The following is a 20,433-nucleotide window of genomic DNA, read 5'->3' on the forward strand; positions in this document are numbered from 1 at the left end:
ATTTCTCGTTTTCCGAATTTTGAGTTGCTGAATATGCAAAACTAAAACCCATTCAAACGGGATAAAAGTGAGACAATCCAATCTTTTGAGTCAGCGGTAACAGAATTAAACCATTAGCCTGTAATTTATTTTAGGGGGGAGTCATTTGGTAAGTGTAAGATATGAATAGAAGAGATGACACTAAATCTAGAAAAAATATCCTCCAGCAACTTTAAGTCAAAAGCTAGAAAGAGTGTTGTAGTTTAACCATCAGAGTTAAAACCTCTCAATTTCCTACAGAAAATATTTGTGGATACTTTCGCAAGTAGGAGCTGAGAATACACCTGGGAGTGTTGAACCAGCTTACTTACACTAATTCACTTTTTGAGTCCACTGTGGACGATTCTCCGAAGTTTTGATGGTCATAAGCCATCCTTTTCCTGAGGTCGGTTCTGGGCAAACAACTGACGCTCGTACTCCTACTTTTAAGTAAGTTAGGACTTACACAAAAAACCCCTCAAACTTTTATTCCTCCGTGTCACGCCAGTTGCTACCTTACGGGAACGCTAAGAGCGTAGCTTGCTTCCCCGGAGAGGTACAAGTCTCTTAACCCGCCCAATGCACTGGCTTCTCTGCGGACTCTGTGGTGGGATTTTCCGTTGCTTGTGCGTAAGTCCTAAATTTGTCAAGAAAAATTTTTAACTCCAAATTTTTCAATTAGCCACTCAAGAGAGCTTCGACAAACTCATAGCTAGAAAAGGGGCGCAGGTCTTCAATTCCTTCGCCAGCACCAATAAAGCGAATGGGTAAACCTAGCTGTTGCACAACGGCAAGGGCAACCCCGCCTTTGGCGGTGCCATCTAGCTTGGTTAAGACAACGCCACTCAGTTGGGCAGCTTGGGAAAAAATTTCGGCTTGCCGCAGTCCATTTTGACCTAAAGTGGCATCTAGAACCAACAGTGATTCTACTTTGGCATTTGGGGCTTTTTTGTCGATAATTCGCCGGATTTTGCTGAGTTCGTCCATTAAATTTTTCTTGTTTTGCAGTCGCCCAGCTGTATCTATCAGAAGTAATTCTGTTTGACGCGCTTGGGCAGCAGCGATCGCATCAAATACAACTGCTGCTGGATCTGTATTTTTCCCAGGATTGGCAATTACTTCCACACCACTTCTGCTAGCCCAAACCTTCACCTGTTCCACAGCAGCGGCGCGAAAGGTGTCTGCTGCCCCAATCAAGCATTTATAACCAGATTTTTGTCCCAGGTGGGCAATTTTGCCGATGGTGGTGGTTTTCCCGGCACCATTCACCCCAGTAATTAACCAAATATTTAGGGTTTCTTTTTCTGGGGTAAAGGTAGTTTTGTGGGATGTTTTGCTCGGCGCATCCAGCATATCCCGAAGGATTTTTTTCAGGTAAGCGATCGCTTCTTCTGGTGCAGTGACTTCTTCTCGAAGTTTTTTCTGTAGGGCATTGATAATAAAATCCGTCGCCTCAACACCCACATCAGCTTGCAAGAGCAATGCCTCAATTTCCGTCACTGCAGCAAGGTTTAGCGGCCCTTGACCGACGATCGCCTTCAGTTGGTTGAGGATACTACGGCGAGTTTTGTCTAACCCTTGCCGCAGCTTTTTCAGCCAGGTAATTTCTTCAATAGAAACGTCTTCCGGACTTCTACCTTGAGCTGCTAGGATTTTCGCTGACCAGACAAATCCATCATCAAATACCAGTCCAGGAATTTCCTCTCCTGTCTCTGAGGTTGCAGCTACTGGCTGTACTACCTCCGGTTCAGGAACTTCAATGGCAGTGGCTATTAGTTGTTCCAGCTTTGCTTGCCGTTCTGCTGCTGCCCGTTCTAAGAAGGATAAGGGGGTTGGTGCTGTTAGCTGTGTTGCCTCTGGCGTAGCTAGTGGTTCGGTAGGTGTTGGTTCAGCTTCATTTGCGTTTAGTTCTGGGCTTTTGACATCTGGCGGATCAGTAATTGCAGCTACTGAGAAATCTTCTGTAATTTCTTCCTCAGTAGCTGCTTGGATAACTTCTGGCTGTGCAATTTCTCCGGTTGTACTAGCAGGTGACTCAGTTGCTTCTGGTTCGGTGATTTCCGCAGTTGCCATTTCTACGGTTTCAGGTTGTGCTGATGGTGGTGAGGTATCTACTGAATCAGGCGGGGTTTCTACTACCTCGGCTTGTTGTTTTTGCTGGATATTTTTGTAGGCAGCTTTAGCAAACGCCAACAAGTCTGCCGTTGTGTCTGATGCCGTTTCAGCAGTTGGTGTTGATGTTTTGGCTGGCTCTGGTTGGGGTTCTTGTGCAGGAGGAGTTTCTTCCTGCTTCTGATCAGAGGGAGTGTCAGAGGAATCGTTATATTTACGACGGAACCAATTAAAAACCATTGCAGCAGTATTGGTTATATGAGTTATGAGTTATAAGTTATGAGTTTAATTTAACTTGGGGCATGGCTTATTTCTCCCTTGTCCCCCTTATTTGGGTAAATAAGTATAAAACACTACGCACTTTTTTTCTGGTCACTGACTCGGCGCAAAACACCGTTAATAAACCGGTAACCTTCGTCTCCACTGTAGCGTTTGGCTAGTTCCACAGCTTCGTTGATGGCGATACTGTCTGGAACTCCTAAGAACTTCATTTCTGCCACAGCGATTTGCAGGATATCCCGGTCAATTTGAGCGAGGCGAGTTACTTGCCAATCTACTAAGGCAGTAGAAATAAGTTTATCTATAATGTGTCGATTTTCGTTGACGGTAATCACAAGCTCTTTAGCGTAATTCCGAACTCCCTTATCCTGATTGGCTAACTGAATTAATACTGGGAAATCAACTGCCGTACCCAACTGATTGATTGCTGTCTGGGTGCAGACGATCGCTTCTTGCAGCATTGTTCTAGCAGTATTGATGTCGGAGGCCCGAGTTTGGCTACTTAAGAGGCGATCGTTACTGCGTTGCAGTTCACCTGCGGCATTATCGAGGGTATCTTGGACTTCTGAAGTTAGGGTACGTACCGCTCCTAGCACCAACTTGGATACTAGTTGATCGTCTTCCAATTTATCTAATTTCTTTGGGTTGACTGGCAATTGGCTAAGGCTTAAAAGCGCCAATTCACGAGCAATTTGCTGGGGTTTACGAGGTTGCATAAAACTGAGGGGTGATTGTGCGAGAACTGATTAACTAGGTGGGACAAACTTATAAGTCTATCAATTTTGGTACAGTCATACAACAACATTACGCATTTGCTTGTGACTATGCCAGATTGATTTTAAGTTTCTTCAACGAAAATAACCTGCTGCTTGATTTCGTCGTGTTTCATTTCCAGTGCGGACTCTTTGGGGAAAACCAAGGGCGTATTGGGAGCGACAATGCCACCTGATACAACTATTTTAAAGGCGTCTTCAATCGACATGGAGAGGTTTACCACCTCGTCTTCCGGAACGACTGCGTACCATCCGGTAGTTGGATTTGGGGTGGTGGGGATAAAAACACTTAGTACGGGGCGAGATATCTGGGCTTGGATATCACTGCTGATTGCACCAGTGACAAAGGCGATCGCCCAAATTCCTCGGCGAGGATACTCTACCAAAATTACCCGGCGAAACTTGCCATTAGAATCTTTTAGTATTGTTTCTAAAAGCTGTTTTAGAGTTTTGTATACCTGCCCAGCTAAGGGAATTGCCTGTAATAACCGCTCACCAAAATCTAGCAACCAGCGGCCAGCAATATTCCGAGCCATCAGCCCCATCAATAATATACTTAGCAATGGGACAGCCAAACCTACTAGTAAATTCAGTAAATTTACTAAAATCGGGTTTAACCCATCAAAGGGATTCAGTTGTTTGGGAATTTGGGTGAGGAAGTTGATTACCCAGGTAGCAATAGTAATTGTTAGCCAGATAGTGGTTGCTAGGGGAATTACTACCAACAAACCAGCAATCAGGTCGTTTTTTAAGTCCTGTTTTAGGCGATCAATTACCAAGCTTCGATTCTCCTGTTTTAAGCTAGAGGAACTTTTGTTATTGGTATCCATACCAGCAGATTCGTCAAATTCCGAAGACTTTAACTTTGGCAGTTTCTGCCGCAAGTAACTGTCCAAAACGCTAGTATACTGTGGCGTCAGTTTACCTACCTTTCTTTAACAAGGGGATTTTGCCTCTTGTTTAGTTAATTGAGATGGTAGCTGGATTTACGCGTCCGCTGCATTAGCAGCTTGGATGCTGCCGCAAAAACACGTATTTGTTGTTGGAAATCAGCTATTTTCCTACAAGCATACACATAGACATTAACCAATCCGATGGCAACTGGTTATTCTCAGAGGATGTTACTTTTCTTTGTAAGACTTGTAAACGATTGTTGCAAGTCCTTAGGTATTACTAATCTACCGCGCTCAATCAAAAGCTGCTCATGATTGTGAAAGTACCACCAGGTAAACTGAGGAATTATTTTACTTACATCTTGCACCTAGCCCTAGCAATTAGAAAGATACTGTAGGTCAATTCTGGCGGGGTTAAACCCCTCACCCCTAAAACCCTAGTTTAGTGTTGCTTTCCCGCCCTGCAATAAATTGCGGGCTAATAGCTAAAGTGCGTTTCAACGCACTGAAATTGCAGAAATTAAGATGAATTGGGGTTGATGGGTTAGACCCCCGATCAATTCGCCAACAGTATTTTAGAAATCGCGGTTATACAAACGAAGTCCGCCTGCGTGAACTAAGGTCAAATCAAGGTTTTCAAGCTGCGGAGGCGAGTTTTGCCTGTGTAGCCGCGACTTTCAGTTACCTGGTGCAAGATATAAGTTATCTGGTGAGTTATTCACATTTGAGCAGGAGCGGCTTTTATAAAAATGTTCTGTTAAAAATATTAATTTATTATGGTGGTTATCGTTTAGGTGGAACATCCGATAGGGGCGCACAATTATCTAGCTGTGCGCCCCTGCTTCTGAATTCTGATTTTGCGATCGCGTAGCCGCCTATCATAGGCGATCGCTGCTTCAAATTGTAGTACGTAATCCTTCTAATCTCCAGTCCCCTTTACGCCGCATCAGCCTGTGTAGTTTCAGAATCCGCGCACTGCACCTGTTGTGTACTGTCTTGTGCCAGAATTGCTGTTGCGTCTAAATTAGGTTTTGGTAGATACTTCATTTCCCAGACTTTGAGCAAAATCAGGTATTCGTAGAATGCCTGCAATGTACACCAAGCAAGACCGGCGCGTCCATCTAAACAACCGCCTAAGATAAAATACATATATACAAACCGTAGCAACGGTCTGGCGGGTAAACGCAAAGACAAATCTTTCAGGGCACGGCGTTTTTCAATTTCCGATTTGCCAAAAAATAAATCTTGCCAGTTAACTTTTCCTTGTTCTAGTTGACACAATGTTTCTTGAGCTTCATCTGTAGAATAACGGTTGTGCTTTTCAATCCAGCGGCTCAAGCCTTTGCTGCAAGTGTAGTGAGGGTATGTTTCTTTTAAAAAGCTAGTTGCACCCTTACAAACTTCCCGTTCAGTATGACCGTAGTCTGTAAACCACACTTTCCCGTAGCAAAAGAGGCGCATTTGGTAACGGGGATACTGTGTGCTGTAGCGAATCCAACGATCCATGAACATGACACGTTCAGCCACGTAGTAACCGATGTAGTCTGGATTCTGACTTACCTTTTCGCATTCTGTGAAAAGCTCTGGTGTCATCCGCTCGTCAGCTTCGAGAATGTAAACCCATTCGTACTTTGGGGGAATAGACTCTAACATCCAGGTGCGTTGGCGTCCGTGGCTTTCAAAAGCGTGTTGGACGACGCGGATGGGATAGCAACTGGCAATCTCCATAGTGCGATCGCTACTGCATGAATCCACAACAATGATGTCATCGGATAGCATTGCCGATTCGATACAAGCAGCAATATCTAGCTCTTCGTTATATGTCAGTATGTAAATTGAGAACATTACCCAAGTTTTATAGCGATTTTACTCAGTGATAATTGCCTTTTTATTATTATTAGCTGTTAGGCACATGGCAGTATAAGCCGTCAATAATTTTTGGATACGTCCTACTGCCATGCCAATAGGAATTAGCGTGCGGTAGCTCTAGGTTTACCACCAGCACCCCTACCTCTTAAGCCTGTCCAGCCGATGATAATGTAACCAATAGACAACAGCAAACTGCTAATCCCAATCCGCAGTCCAGACTTCCAAGCAGCATCTTTAGCTTGTGTCTCTGCTTCGTCTCTGCGCTGGCGAAGTTGGCTCAGTTGTTGATTTCGCAGTGTCTGAAGATCTGTTTGTTGTTCGATAGCTTTGTCAAGTACTTGCGGATCTGTTTTAGCCTTCTTCAGTAACTCTTTGATATTTGCAGGAATTTGAGAGCTTTCAAGTGCTTGCTTATATTTTTGATCATCTTTGAGGATTTCACTAAACTGAGCTTTGGTTTGGTTTCGCAGCTGCTCTAGTTGAGCTTTTCCTTGCTCAGTATTCAGTTGTGCTTGCAATTGCGATAACCGAGTGTTTAGTTGATTTTCTGCTTGATCTGCTTCTTGGGTGATGCGGTTGAGCGTTTGAGTCTTAGCTTGATTGACGTTATTCAGGTGCAGAGGAAAAATTAGCAAGAACATCAACCCTAAAATACTTGAGAGGATCAGGGCGGGAAATCTTAAATCGATACCTTGGGGGCGATCGCTGACTGTATCAGTATTCTCAATCCAATAGGCAGCAAACAGAAGCCCCAATCCTACTAAAGGAACAATTCCCCGATCAACTAGCGCTGTTGCCAAGTTGATTTGCCATACCCGATCAGTAGGTTGAAAGGGTAACAATAGAATCAAAAAGTCAACGAAAAAGGACAAAATGCAGATTATTCCAACTACCTTAAGTGTAAGGGCAGTACTCACGGAAGCAAAACGGTTAACCATAGTTTTTCAGACTGGCGGTGAATACGAGTGATTTTCATATTTCAAGTTACTTGAATATTGTGCCCATGACCGTGACTGTTGTGTAAAAACACAAAGCAGATTCAATACTGGTAAAAACTATCTGCCTCTTGGTTTTCAACTAGACCACAGTAACATTTGTTATGTGCAGTGTCTTCAGGAAATTCCTAGTATTTGAAGATACGAAGCTAATGCGGGGCTGGAGAAAAAGACTCATTAATTATCCAATCTCTCTTATTGCGGTTCTCAATCGGTTGTAATACAAGCCTTTTGTAGGAGTACACATCTGTGCATTGATGTCAAATTAAAGCCAGGGTGAATGGAATTCGCGGCTACACAAACAAAGCCCACCTCCGTGGGCTAAGAGAAAATTAAGATTTTTTAACCCACGGAGGTGGGTAAAGCCTCGTGTAAAGGTGGTTTATAACCGCCCTTTTAGCGTTAAGTTGACACCAATGATGTCTGTGCGCCCCAAGTGTCTTGAATCCATACAAAAATCGCTATATCTCCCTTATCTCCCTAATTTTTTCAGTTCCCCCCTCAAGGGCTTTTTCCCAAATCGGCAGATCCTCCGGTTGGTCAACATCAGGTAAAGGCGACAAGTTCACATGAGATTCAGTTTCTGGGCAATGTCCACGGTTTTTTAGAATACTTGAGCAGTTCCCCACTCGATGTTAACGAATAACTCGCAGAGCCAAGTACGAGGTCAAAGGCGTATAATTTCTCAAAGGCTGTTGCTAGAATCTCGGCATTCACTCCAGGACAATCTGTACCGATGATAATTACATTTTCTACACTAGATTGAAAGGCATTTCTAAGCGATCGCGCCATCTGCGAACCTAGATCCCTTTCACCTTAAGACTAGTAAACCAAATCTAACCCCAGCCAGTCTTACATGAGTTGCGAATCGCCACCTACAAACCGCACTTCCATAGAGGTGGGAATGGCTTTTTGCAATTCTTGAACCTAAAATATTGTATATTCAGTCATTTCCTGTTGAAGATTGGCAGCACCAACAGTTCCCAAAGCAGGTATCAATCGGGTTTTTGTCTTACCTGCTTCTGGATAGCGAGTGAAAATAATCAGGTGCTGTTTTGGGTTTGCTAGTAAGTTCAGCACACAATACCTTGTTTAAATAAACTAAAAATATCTTAATAGCAATACTTGTTGTCATCAATTGTAGTATGCTCTTTGGCTGTTCGCATTGCTCCTAAAATCGTCGAAACAAAAATGCAACGTTTAGCTTTACCACCAGACTTGCTAGATAGTGTTATTCGTCCTAGCGGTGGTTGCCTAACATTACCTCTGTAATCAAATTGGATTTGCCTGATGCCATTTGTTTCTTGTAGGGTTGTTTCCGCATCTAAACGCACATTAGAATGTAGATTATTCCAGTTAGCGTTAGATGGGTTAACTGTAACAGGATGAACCGCCCATTGAACAATACCGTTTTGTTCACGAAAACTAGCTTGCCAAGCTAATTTTTCCTTGATAGCTTGGCTTTGGGCTTGGCGCATAGCAAGGTGAACTTCGCTTCGGGCAGTATTGAGACGTTGAGTGTCCACAAAAGCTAGCCAGTTAGGTATTCCTAACGTAGCTAATATACCAATTAATACAATAACTACTAACATCTCTGGTAAAGTAAAACCACTGTTAGAGTGCTTATTTAAGAAATTTTTTTGCATTAATTAGAGACGGTAAATCCAGCTGAGTATTCAATTTCTATTTTCTGGTTGGTTTTCAGCCTTCTGACTTCTGTGTTTTTGCGCTGGTCAAGAATGCTTTCTAGTAAGGTAGGCAGAAAAAGTATTATAACAATTTTCAATAACAGTTTTAAGGTGAAAGTTATACCTTGAAGCCTTGAAGAATCATTAAGAACATAATTCCATAAGAATTTAGCTGCCGCTAGACCTTTTTGTTGATTAAACGGCTTTTGTAGGGCTTTACAAGTCAGGTATTTGTATAAGTTTGCAAGGCTTATATTTGAATTATCCTTAAATGCCGATGGTCTTGCCTGAGACGCTCGTTCAAGCACTTGTAAACAGGCTTTTTCCTGTCTTACAAGATTAGAAGAAACTGAATTAGCACTTATTCTGTATAAGATTTGTACAGATGGTATGCATACAAAATCGAACTTACAGGCTAATCGCAGCCACATATCCCAATCTTGAGCAGCACTTAGGGATTTATCAAATCCATCTAATTCAATTAAAGCTTCTTTCCGAATCAAAGGATTGGAACCATTCTCCAAAAAATTAGTTAACAATAGATTTTCATAAACATCTCCATTGACATTAATATGTGTACCGGAAACTACAAAATCAGCATTTTCATTAATATAATCAGTCCAACTGTAAGCGACTTTTGCATTAACGTTTTCTTGTAGCGCCTTCAACTGAGACTGAAGTTTATCAGGTGTCCAAAGATCATCTGCATCTAAGAAACTAACAAATTTTCCTACTGCATGGTGTAGCCCTCGATTACGACTTACATTTCCGCCAGCATTGGGATAAGAAAATACTTTTATTCGGGGGTCTTTAATTTGTGTAATAACATCTAAAGTTGAGTCTTGTGAACCATCATTAATTACAATTAATTCAAAATCAGTAAAACTTTGGTTCAAAACAGATTTAATTGTTTGCCTAATAGTTTTTTCACTATTATAAACTGGTATAACTACAGAAATTTGTGTCACATCTAAGGCTGATTTAATCATTTTCTACAATTGTATTTTTGAAAATTGTGTCTAACTTCCATCTGAAAGAATAAAAAGGACTTATCATACTAGCTAAGTAAAAATTAATTTCAAAAATTGCGATTAGATTAGTGGTTGATTTTCCTCTATACTTAATGATATGCTGTAATATTCTGTGTAAATTGCCCAAGATAGTTTTCACCAATATTATTGGTTTTTGCCAATTTTTAGCATTGATCAAGCGTAGCTGGAAAATACAGAGACCACAGCCACGGGCAAGCACTATTAAGTAATCTCTCTCTAGCCGCCAATGGGGAATTTGATGAGCGATATGCATGGCGGGATTATACCAAATTTCCCAGCCTGCTTTGTGTAGATATAGGAGAGCTTCTGTATCATCCCCACCAACCATCAATTTGTTCAGTCTACCCTTAAAAACCAATTCTTTAGGAACACTGCCACACCAAGCTTGCTTACGAACAACTAGTGATGCACCAGGAGGAAGTCTTAAATTATTTGCATCAAATAGATGTTCTTGTGATCCGTGTTCTCTAATAGCTAGAAAGGCTTGAATTCTTGTAAAGTCTTCTGGGGGACTGATTTCAAAGTCACCGTGAATTTGACCACTCCAAGCACCAGCTTGAGGATGCTCTTTGCCAAAAGTATAAGACTGAAAAACCCAATCAGGTGCTGGTAGATTATCATCATCTACAAATGCAATAAACTCACCTCTAGCTTCATTTACAGCCCGGATTCTTGCAAAGGCTATTCCCTGTTGTCTTTCCAGGAAATATCTCAATAAAAAGCTTTGACTACAATTTTTTTGGTAATACTGAATTACCTCCTTTGTGTTATCAGAGCTATTATTGTCAATAATAATAATTTCCCAATTTAGGTTTTCTATTCTTTTTTGGTTGAGCAATAATTCTAAAACTTTAGGTAACCGTTTTCCACCATTATATGTAGGAATAGCTACAGTAAAATCTAATTTTTTGGTTACGCATGTATTCATGAAAATTATAAAGTTTCTAATTATATTTGTTATTTAAATATCTATTTTTCCACAGGTAAAAAGGACTAATTAAGCTGCTTATAAATAGTTCCATTTCACAAGCAGCAACTAAATCAGTTTTCAAATTAGTCCGGTATTTTAGGAAATGTAAAGTAATTTTACGCAGGTCATTTATCATGTAAGCAAAAAAGGCGATTGGTCTATACCAAGGTTGTATATTAACCATTCTAGTTACATAACGGCTAAGTCCAATACCTTGAAAAAACGGAATTAAATAATCTTTTTGTAAACGAAAATTGGGTATTCTATGATAAATTTCCATTTTTGGGTTATACCAAATTTGCCAACCTGATTTTTGGATGTGAGACAACAGTTCTAAGTCTTCACCAGCAAGCATATTGCCTTTAACTCTACCAATTAAAATAGGCTTATCTGGTACACTTTTAACCCAAGCTTGTCTACGCACAACAAGTCCAGCCGAGGGGGGTAGTAATTTTTTGGCTGCTTCATATAATAGTGGTAAATTACCTCGCTCTGTAATTGCCAAGAATGGAGCAATTCGCTGAAAGTTTTCTGGTGGTTCTACTTCCCAGTCAGGGTGAATTTGGCTGCCATAAGCTCCCGCTTTGGGATACTTTTCACCAAAAGCAACAGCTTGGGATACCCAATTTGATACAGGGTAGTTGTCATCATCTAGAAAACCTATAAATTTACCTTTAGCTTGTTGCACTGCCATTTTTCGGGCATAAGCTGCTCCCTGTTGCGCTTCAAAGCAATACTTTAAAGGGTAAGGACACTGCCAATTATTTTGATAGGTTTGGACAACTTTAGCTGTATTATCAGTGCTGTTGTTGTCTACAACTATAATTTCCCAAGCTAAATTTTCGGTGTGAAGTTGGTTTTGTAGTCGTTCTAGTAGTTCAGGCAAACGACTTGCACCGTTATAAGTTGGGATAGCGACAGTAATATCAAGGTTCTCAGTCATTTGACAAAAGTTACTTTTTGATATTTTGATTAGGACGTTTTTTAGATGTTCAGCTAATGGCTAATTTATCAGTGACTTTTAAATAAATCTATTAAACATTAAAACTGCACATGATGTTTCAATTTTGCTATTAATGTGCAGTTTAATGTTCAGTATTATTGCGTATTTTTAAATAAATATTGCAACCTAAATTACTTAACTGCATTGATTGTCTTTTGCTGTGAGTATTGAGCCTAAGAGAGTTTTCACAATGACGCATCGCTTGACACTACTAGCTGATGTAGAATTTGCAGAGCTTGGTACAGCTACCACTATTTTTAACCCAGGTGGATCTGTCGAAGGGGATACAGGTGTTCCAAAGTTTGGAGCTGATGGAGATGTTGAAGTTGCTAAAGCTCCTGTAGAATCAAAGGTAATCGTTGATGGAGGTGGAGATGCTGAAGTTGCTAACGGACTTGAAGCAGGGTAGGATACACTAGAAGTAGTATTGACAATATTTGTACTATTGAGATTTGCCCCCAGCAGTAATTGATTAGAATTAGCTCCCACATCTTTCCCTAAAAGTTTCCATGGGAGGGATCTAGGGGGTACAGCATTAGTAGGATAAGCATTAGGACTATAAATAGCAACGGATATATCTTGATTTGCGCTATTTTTCTGAAAACTGACACTGTAGCTAAGTTTTGTGTTTTTAGCTTCGCTCTGTGCTTCTTGCAGTGCGGCTAAAACGGCGTCGCTAGCCTTATTTACCTGCTGTCGATTTACAAAGGCAAGCCAACTAGGAGCTGCGATCGCTGCTAGAATTCCGATCATTAGGATTACTACAAGCATTTCTATTAAAGTAAAACCAGCATCCTGTTGAGGATGAAATCGCTTCTTGGTGTCTTTATTAGACATCGTAGTATAGAATAACTTTAAAGTTAGATTGCCCATAATGCCCCATCATTAGTTGCGCTGTGTATTATCAAGTTTATTTACTAAATAAATATCCACGTCCCTGTACGCGGACGCTTGCTGTCGGAAAGTAACTTTGGTTATTTGAAGAGTAATCGAAATTGCTAGTTTGCAACCGAGCTAGTGCATTACCTCGTAAAAACACCTGTGCTGTGGTGTTAGCAACATCAACGCAAGTATAAAAGCCCATATAACTACCATAGCTAAGTGTTCCAGTGGGGCAAGTAGGAAGTGTTGAACCAATAGAGGTTTGATCGATATAATCAATTAGTACAGAAGCTTGTTGAGTGTAAACTGTTGAGGCTGTAGCTGTCCATGAATTCATTTTCTGAGTTAGACCTGCGGCACTTGCTAGATTCAGGTTAAAACGCTGAAAACCTGCATCGGGGCAGTGGCTGGTGTCAATATATGCATCATTGGGATAGCCAGTACAATTCCCAGTAGTACCAGTAGTAGTACCACTAGCAGCCAGAACTCCATCGGTAATTTCAAATCTGGCAATCCGAGCCGCTTTTGACCAAGTAGTACTACTATCTTTGATTAAATAGTAGGCAACTAGTGAGTAAACAAAAGTGTCATCTATTTTGTTTGCTGTAGTGCTGCCTGTGGTGCTGCTGGAAAGTGTAATTGCACCTGAGAGAAACTTGCGTTTCCAAAACACCAGAATTGGTTGACAAGTAGAAGAATTACATCCAGGAGCGATGTTAGAAGGTGGTATTTGGTCTTTAATTCCTGAGCTTCCTGGAACAGTGTTTGAATTGGTAGTCAGTGCAGTATTATCATATATGTAGACAGCTTGTTGTAAATCATTGGCAATGTAATCTAGTGCTGTCTGGATTTCTTGTTCAGAATTTGCCTTGGCTTGCTCCTTCTGATCTGTACTGAGAATATTAACCATAAATCCTAGCAGTGGCGTAAGCACGAGGAATGCCAGCACTAAGGCTACCAAAAGTTCTATCAGGGTAAAACCATTTACTTGCTGAACAAATTTAGAGTGTTTCAGCTGACTGCTGAGAAGAAATTTGAGTACATTCTTCATAACTACGGTTTGCCCTTTATTGATATAAATACATCTAGCCAATAGTGGTGTACAGTTATACTATGTATTCGCAAGATTAACCATTACGGTTGTTGAATCACCACCATCTTGAAAGTTATATCTTTCAACCCTGACTTTTCACGATATCTCGAAAACCTCTCTCTTCTTAGGAGAGAGGTTTTGAATTTTTCCCCTTCCCTTGTAGGGAAACGGGCTAGGGGGTTAGGTTTCGTTTTGGTTTTTTTACATAACGTGAAAAGTCAGCTTTCAACCTCACTGCACAGGATTAATTACAAGTGGTGTTAGTAGTAACAGGAGTGGTGGCAGGAATAGCAAGACGCTGACACAGAGCATTGAAGGAAGTGTTTTTAGAAGCAATTACAGTGGTCATTTCCACTAATGGGGATTGGGTATTGCCCAAAGTCCCAGTGAAAGGGTTTTGTTTTTTATTGCTACTACTGTCGCTAGCGTTGGCAGTTTTAGTAAAGTCAATATCTGACCGATAAACTCGGATTCCCAAACCGTAACCATCGATTGGTAGACCTGTTGTGGTATTAATTGGGGTACTTCCTGCTCCTATAATTTTTACAGCCTGAATGTAAAATAGGGTACTTGTACAGATTGGGGTAGTTGGGTTAGCAATAGTTAGGTTGTTGTTTGCGTCTTTTGTCACGCAATATAACGATGTTGATGTTGATGCTGTAGGAACTGGCATACTTGTGGCGCTCGTGGTAAGTAAATTGTCAGCTAAACTCCTGGTTGCATCGGTTGATTGAAGCAATGTAATAGTGGTAGCAGGTGTTGTCACTGCTCCAGTTTTCACACCATCAATGAAAGTTCTGGCAGCTTGTGTGGCTAGTTCCACGCGTTTTGATTGGACGCGAGTTGCTGTTGCAATGACGATTGTAGGCGCGATCGCTGCCAGTAAAATAGCAACTACGATTATTGCTACCAGCGACTCAATGATTGTGAAACCAGACTCACCAGATGGTTGACTTACTTGCTGTTGTTTGCGCTTAATCATAGTTACTCACCAGTTTCTAGGAATTAAAGATTAGCTACAGCTAGGACGTTGATCGGCATCGACGGCATAAGTACTGTCTGAAGCTTTTTTAGCACATAACAACGTTTGCACCCATGTATCATCTCGACCAACTTCCCGAAAGTACTCATTGGGTTTGTTATTTGGCGTTATCGCTAACTTTTGCGAAAATGCGTCTGGTGATTGTGAGAGCAAGGCGACATCATAACCCCACTGCCGGTTGGGAGGCTGGTAAAAAGGTAATTGACCATTAGAATTATTTATCGGATATGCTGTGAGAGATGAGCCATTTAAGTATGCTAGAAATGGTGCAGTAGCGTAGGCACTACGAGTTCTTTGGATAAAAGAGCCGTTAATTGTAGCTATACGAGCTGCGCTTGAGTCACTTGGGTTCCAATTTTCCAAGAGGCGGACAAAGTTGTGTAAACCACCATTGTCTTCTGTAGGACGAGCTGGGGTATCTGCCCCTGCTGCGGCTAAGTTAAAAGTGGTAGATGTTGCCCATTGAAGCCAATAAGAATTCTGTACAGCGCCAGAACCCAGTAAGTCAAATGCATTTTCATTACTAGTGCTGAAAGCAACTCTAATTTGTAACACTGGTGATAAAGCTGGTTGGGTTGTTGTAGTAGCAGTAAATGTTGCTGGTGAAAGTACTGTTGGAGGATTATTATCACTGTTGTTTGAATAAAACCATAGAGAATTAGCTGTGTTATCTGGGTGGCTAGAACTAAAAGTACTGAGTGGAAATGAAGTTATTTTGCCGCTCTTGATACCTATAATGATTGGTTTATTACTAGCATCAAGTGTGAGTTGTCCAGATGCATTACGGAGAAAGGCAACACGACGAGGATAGCCTAGATATTTAGAATTAGTCGGTGATTGTGCTGTTGTACCTGCTAAATGGGTAGTCGGAGAAAAAGTCTGTCCAATACTACCAGTAGCATCCGAGGCTCTTAGACCTGCTGGATATAAAGCAACATCACCGGGTAGTGTTACGTACCAACCAATACCTGGAGTAGCAGTACCTGGATCGCAAGCTGAAACAGGTAGTGTCAGACATACTTCCATTAAATACTCTGGGGCAGTTTTCCTTCGCTGGATGGGTGTAACAAAGTTGTTGAGATAAGAACTGCTTTTACTGCTAAGGGGCAAGCCGTTACTACCATACCAAGCAGCATTGATGACATTGGCGTTGTTGGTAGCAAACCCATTGTTCTGAAATGCGGTAATAGAAGCGTTATCCCCTAAGTTATTATTCAGGTCATAGTCTCCATCGCTGCGGTAGCCCAACTGAAAGTTACTAGAAAGAAGTGTGATTGCATCTGATAATACGCTAGCAGGTCGCCATGCGTCCCCAGTGGTACAATTTGGTAGTCTAGGATCACCAGTACGACAAGCAAAGTTTGGATTAAGGTCTGATGCAGCGCGAGAGTAAAAATTGCCCAAATCACTAGCTAGATATGTATTAAATTCTTGTTGGGTATGTTTATTAAAGTCGCCTTTAATATATACAGGCAAGTTAGAAGCTAGAACCAAGCCTTTTTCTGCATCTCTGTAAGCCTGAACACGCCAGATGCTTCCGTTGGGGTTGTTGGTAGGGTCGCCGTTGATCAACATAATGGCGTTGGGACGGCGAGTTGGGTCAAGTTTATAATCTACTGGGCTTTGTGATTTTTGAGTATCTTTTTTTGTTTGTATTTGTGTCGCTGTATCTGCTGCTAAAATTCCAGCAGGAAAACTCAAATCCGGCAGTGCATCATCACGAGTAGCGTAAATAATACCGCTATTAGGAATTAAGTATTCTTGTGGTGTTGCTGTGCCATATGATTTATTCCGCAGCGCATTATAATCTAATACAGTGGCGCGAATTTCCAGAGGTTGGCGGGTTTCTTTAGCGAGTTCATAGTCTGGAGCCGAGGAACCAGCAGATGGATTTGGTACATTTGCTACTGTCCCAGTTGCATTTCCATTTACACCATCAGCGTTGGTGAATGTTTCTCTACCTGGGATTATGTTACCACTTGCATCTGTTTGCACATCTTTATGAATTGCTTTAATCTGTCTGGCATCTAAAAAAGTAGTTTCGGAAATTGCGCCGTGAGGGATGACGCTAGTACTTGGAGCGCCGATACTACCATCTAATATTTGGATGGCACAAATAGAAGCATCAATAGCAGACTGCTCTGAGATTGTGAGTGTCCCAGAGGCAGCGACTAGCCCCATAGCGGTGTTCAGTGTTGGATTTACTAACCGCCCATTGGGATACATTAAATTAGCTTGGTATTTTAGTAAAGCTAAATAGTCAGAAACACCCTTTGTTGGAGCTGCGTAGACAATACCATTATGGGAGTTACCACCCGTATTGCCGTTATATGGAAGAGCTGCAAGGTTCTTAGCTGTAGTGCTATTTGTAGGGTCGTAGAAACTACTTATACAAGCAATAGGTTTAGGGCTTGTCGCACTGTAGCCACTCGCTTGGTAGTGATAAACTGCTGTAGCCCGCATCCGTAAATACGGCGTATTAATAATATCGGGTAATACTATATTAGTCTTGTAAGTATCTAGATTAATGCCAATAGTATTAGGCACGGGCATCATATCTGACCAAATTCTATTTGTAGCCGCCGCTGCCGTATTCAAAGCAGTTTGAGTACTACTAACAGTGAAAAGTGGAGGTAAATAAATCCCTGCACCAGTGACTACCCGTAAGCCACCCACAGGAGCCGCGACAGTAGTTGGTACTGTCGCTGCTGCTGATTCCCAATCTCCATCTCGGTCAACAGTTCCTAAATCAGCTAGTTGCTGTACACGACTACTACGAGTGCGAGTTCCACTTCCGCTATCCCAGTTAATATTTTTAATATCTTGAGTATCTTTGGTAACATCTTGACCAACAAATGCCGTTCCATTCCACCACAATGCAGGTAGGTTATTGCCAAGCAAAATGCGATCGCCAACGTATTGTTCTTTACCTAGTGCTTGTTGCGTAGTTGGTAGTGTAGCTTTAGGTAACAGCTTAGAACTACTAATATTAAGTGCTAAATTGGAATAATTAGTTTTAGTTTGACCATCACTAGCAGCAAAGGGATAAACCCAAATGTCTGGTGGACGCAGTGACTTACCACTTCCTTGTAAGACAGTAGTAGTGGTATAATCTGTACTAGTCGCAGGATTTCTTATTGCATTTCCACCAAAACCAACTTCACCATAGGGTACACGGCGGGTACGTTGTTGAAAGTAAAGTACTAACTGGTTATTACGGACAGTGGATAGTTGTGCTGCACTGGCAGTAGCTGTAGTTAGATTTAATAGTTGTAATTGCTGTGTAATTGCATCTTGAACTTCCTGTGGGTCGGTAGATGCAGCGTTACCCGTCTGTGCTAGCACCAAAAGATTGATACGCTGTGCATAAGCTAGGCTATTGTAGGCAATATTATTCGTTCCGTCAGTGACTGATATGTTAGTGCTAGTATCACCATTTTGACTAGGATTAACTCCTTGTCCTTGGAATAAATCCACTAGAGTACCGTTACTTGCATTACCAGTGAAACCACCAGCTCCTAAATTGCCACCTACAAAAATTTTGGCATTGTCCTCACTATAGAAACAGGAATTTACACTACTAATCTGATAAAGTCTCACATTATTGCTACCAGTTAGGAAGTTACTATTAGTCAAGATCCGTCCGTTTAGGTTAAATGTGGGACCAGGGGTAAGTTCTATATCATCGTTATAAACCACCGCATTGTTAACTAGCGGTAGTTGTACACGGTCTTGTTGATACTCTAAACCTGAAAAACCTTTATTTCCTTTAAAAGCTTCGTAATTACCTGCATCAATACCAGTCGTTGGTGGGTTAGTGATGGGAACATTAGCAGTGTAGACAAAAAAGCTTTTTTGGAGCTGACCAGCAATACTAACCCAGCCCGTACTCCCCACCAAAGCAGCACTTGTTGCTACACTATTTTTACAACTGTTGCTTAGACTACCAGTAGTCATGGGCGGAGTTCTTGCCTCTAGAGGATTTCTAGGGCGGCTGTATGTGCTACTAGTTATAGGCGGAGTTCGGAAGTAAATTCCATAAAGAGTATAGCTGTCAAATTTCCCATTGTTATCTGTATCAGTAGGGAACATCCATGCAGTTGTTAGATCTCCTGGCTGACTTTCTCCTGTTGGTGCAGTTGTATAAGCATAATGTAGCTTTAGTGGAGTTTCATCTCCAAAAGTAAATTCAGGCAAATTAGCAGTACTACTTAAGGTATCCTCTAAAACTTTATCTGAAGGTACGGCTCGTGGTAGTCGGCTGTCACTAAATAGCTTGTCTAATTTGGCTCTAGCTCTGTCAAGGGCTGGTGCTGCGGCATTAAGTACAGACTGATTCACCCGGACATTACTGGCGTTTTTAGAGCGTTCAAAAGACCGAAATAAAATTGCAGTGGTCAATAAGACGACTACTATTAATACCATTGATACTGTCGGCAACAAAAAACCAGCATTCTCCGAGCCGCGTCTTCTTTGAGTGCCAGAGATAGTCCGCAGGAACCAAATGATTTGCTTGTTAATTGCAGATAAAAACTGCTTGCTAATTTGTCTGAAAGTTTTTTGAATTGCCTTGACTAACGGACGTTTTCGAGACATAGCTGCTTCCCTGTCAAGTGGTTTATAGAGGATTTTTGATGTTTTATCAAAATTGGTAATTGTGCCTAAAAATTAATTTTTAGACCAAAACATGAAACTATATTTATGTAACTACTTCATCTGGTTTTACTAACTTCCAAATAAAATAGCTACAACAAAAGACAATTTATTAAAGTTATATCATTTATAAGTTGTTCATTTTATCCGGTAAACACTGATTTTTTCAAAATTATTTAATTCAATTCGATAAAAAACAAGAGCCTAATTTCACAGTATAATTGCGGTAATGTATTTTAATTGAAGGCAACTTTATGAAGATGTTGTTAACAGAGTAAGCTTATAATACCCACCTGTTAAAGGAAAGATATCAGTTGGGTGCAAAATAAGGGACTTCCAAATAAAAAAATAATCAATCACTTTGGGGAGCAGAGGGAGAAAAAATCTGATAGTCGTATTAGATACAGAAATTGAGTAATTTAATTTTTGGAATTCCCTAATCAGATATAGTGGTTCTGACTTCGGTGCAATTCTGTCAGAACCTCACCCCGCCCTTCAAGCACCCCTCTCCTTATTAAGGAGAGAGACAGGTTTTGCGTAGTATCACCAGGGTAAGGTTTTCTTAAGCTATTCGATAAACCGTAAATTGTGTAGAGGAGACTTGTATGTACACCATAGCTGCTTAGGGCTGAGGGTGAGGTTCAATTACTATCTCCTTAAATTTCGTATATTCTGAGCAATACTTTCCAGCACCCCAGACAAATTAGCATACACATCATTATTCGTAAATCTATTAAACTTAATTCCTGCTGATTCAATAAATTCTTGTCTTACCTTATCGGATTCAGCAGCACCTTCTGGGAAATGGCTTTCACCATCAATTTCTATAGCTAACTTCAATTCAGAACTCTAAAAATCTGTAACAAACTTATCCACACCATATTGTCTGCGAAATTTATAGCTTTCAAGCTGTCTATCTTTGATTTTTTCCCAAATAAGTTTCTCTGGTTTTGTGATATTTTGGCGTAATTATCGCCTTTTTTCTATTTCACTATTTTTGTTATATAGTTTAGTCATTTTAATTTTGATATCTTTAAACTGGTACAAAAAAACTGATTTATTTCCAATTCCAGTTCTCTCTCCTTTATAAGCAGAGGGTTAGGGTGAGGTA

13 protein-coding genes and 2 pseudogenes are annotated in these 20,433 nt (G+C 40.9%); all 15 read right to left on the minus strand.

Features of this window, described 5'->3' with window-relative positions:
• Positions 1 to 696: 696 nt before the first annotated feature.
• Complete coding sequence (gene ftsY / locus V7K48_RS17485; protein ID WP_335074538.1) at positions 697 to 2,370, minus strand: signal recognition particle-docking protein FtsY; 1,674 nt, start codon at positions 2,368 to 2,370, stop codon at positions 697 to 699.
• Between the two features lie 113 nt (positions 2,371 to 2,483).
• The gene (gene nusB / locus V7K48_RS17490; protein ID WP_335074539.1) at positions 2,484 to 3,125 is read right to left on the minus strand and encodes a transcription antitermination factor NusB; all 642 of its coding nucleotides are present in this window, start codon (positions 3,123 to 3,125) and stop codon (positions 2,484 to 2,486) included.
• Positions 3,126 to 3,247: 122 nt separating this feature from the next.
• Entirely contained in the window at positions 3,248 to 4,012 is a 765-nt protein-coding gene (locus V7K48_RS17495; RefSeq protein ID WP_334979163.1) for a DUF502 domain-containing protein, read from the minus strand.
• 999 nt (positions 4,013 to 5,011) lie between these two features.
• Positions 5,012 to 5,920 (minus strand): glycosyltransferase family 2 protein, encoded by a 909-nt coding sequence (locus V7K48_RS17500; protein WP_335074540.1) that lies wholly within the window; start codon positions 5,918 to 5,920, stop codon positions 5,012 to 5,014.
• Between the two features lie 125 nt (positions 5,921 to 6,045).
• The gene (gene hpsJ-B / locus V7K48_RS17505; protein ID WP_335074541.1) at positions 6,046 to 6,882 is read right to left on the minus strand and encodes a hormogonium polysaccharide biosynthesis protein HpsJ; all 837 of its coding nucleotides are present in this window, start codon (positions 6,880 to 6,882) and stop codon (positions 6,046 to 6,048) included.
• A 518-nt stretch (positions 6,883 to 7,400) separates the two neighbouring features.
• Positions 7,401 to 8,019, minus strand: a pseudogene (locus V7K48_RS17510) (TIGR04282 family arsenosugar biosynthesis glycosyltransferase).
• A 32-nt stretch (positions 8,020 to 8,051) separates the two neighbouring features.
• Positions 8,052 to 8,585 carry a GspH/FimT family pseudopilin gene (locus tag V7K48_RS17515; RefSeq protein WP_335074542.1) on the minus strand — a complete coding sequence of 178 codons (534 nt, stop codon included), beginning with the start codon at positions 8,583 to 8,585 and terminating at the stop codon, positions 8,052 to 8,054.
• Positions 8,585 to 9,616, minus strand: a complete 1,032-nt coding sequence (locus V7K48_RS17520) for a glycosyltransferase (protein ID WP_335074543.1) — start codon at positions 9,614 to 9,616, stop codon at positions 8,585 to 8,587. Before V7K48_RS17520 ends, V7K48_RS17515 begins: the two co-directional genes overlap by 1 nt.
• On the minus strand, positions 9,609 to 10,607 hold the full coding sequence (gene hpsE / locus V7K48_RS17525; RefSeq protein WP_335074544.1) for a hormogonium polysaccharide biosynthesis glycosyltransferase HpsE: 999 nt from the start codon (positions 10,605 to 10,607) through the stop codon (positions 9,609 to 9,611). The genes V7K48_RS17520 and hpsE (V7K48_RS17525) overlap by 8 nt, the downstream gene beginning before the upstream one ends.
• A 16-nt stretch (positions 10,608 to 10,623) precedes the next feature.
• The gene (hpsE, locus tag V7K48_RS17530; protein ID WP_335074545.1) at positions 10,624 to 11,592 is read right to left on the minus strand and encodes a hormogonium polysaccharide biosynthesis glycosyltransferase HpsE; all 969 of its coding nucleotides are present in this window, start codon (positions 11,590 to 11,592) and stop codon (positions 10,624 to 10,626) included.
• A 195-nt stretch (positions 11,593 to 11,787) separates the two neighbouring features.
• The gene (locus V7K48_RS17535; protein ID WP_335074546.1) at positions 11,788 to 12,489 is read right to left on the minus strand and encodes a prepilin-type N-terminal cleavage/methylation domain-containing protein; all 702 of its coding nucleotides are present in this window, start codon (positions 12,487 to 12,489) and stop codon (positions 11,788 to 11,790) included.
• A gap of 73 nt (positions 12,490 to 12,562) precedes the next feature.
• On the minus strand, positions 12,563 to 13,585 hold the full coding sequence (gene hpsC, locus V7K48_RS17540; RefSeq protein WP_335074547.1) for a hormogonium polysaccharide secretion pseudopilin HpsC: 1,023 nt from the start codon (positions 13,583 to 13,585) through the stop codon (positions 12,563 to 12,565).
• 286 nt (positions 13,586 to 13,871) lie between these two features.
• Positions 13,872 to 14,609, minus strand: coding sequence for a hormogonium polysaccharide secretion pseudopilin HpsB (hpsB, locus tag V7K48_RS17545; protein WP_335074548.1), 738 nt, complete (start codon positions 14,607 to 14,609; stop codon positions 13,872 to 13,874).
• A gap of 30 nt (positions 14,610 to 14,639) precedes the next feature.
• Positions 14,640 to 19,265, minus strand: coding sequence for a hormogonium polysaccharide biosynthesis protein HpsA (gene hpsA / locus V7K48_RS17550; RefSeq protein ID WP_335074549.1), 4,626 nt, complete (start codon positions 19,263 to 19,265; stop codon positions 14,640 to 14,642).
• A 705-nt stretch (positions 19,266 to 19,970) separates the two neighbouring features.
• Positions 19,971 to 20,279 (minus strand): annotated as a pseudogene (locus V7K48_RS17555) (endonuclease domain-containing protein).
• Between the last annotated feature and the right edge of the window lie 154 nt (positions 20,280 to 20,433).

Origin of the sequence: Nostoc sp. (assembly GCF_036919615.1) — a bacterium.
Taxonomy (GTDB): domain Bacteria; phylum Cyanobacteriota; class Cyanobacteriia; order Cyanobacteriales; family Nostocaceae; genus Nostoc.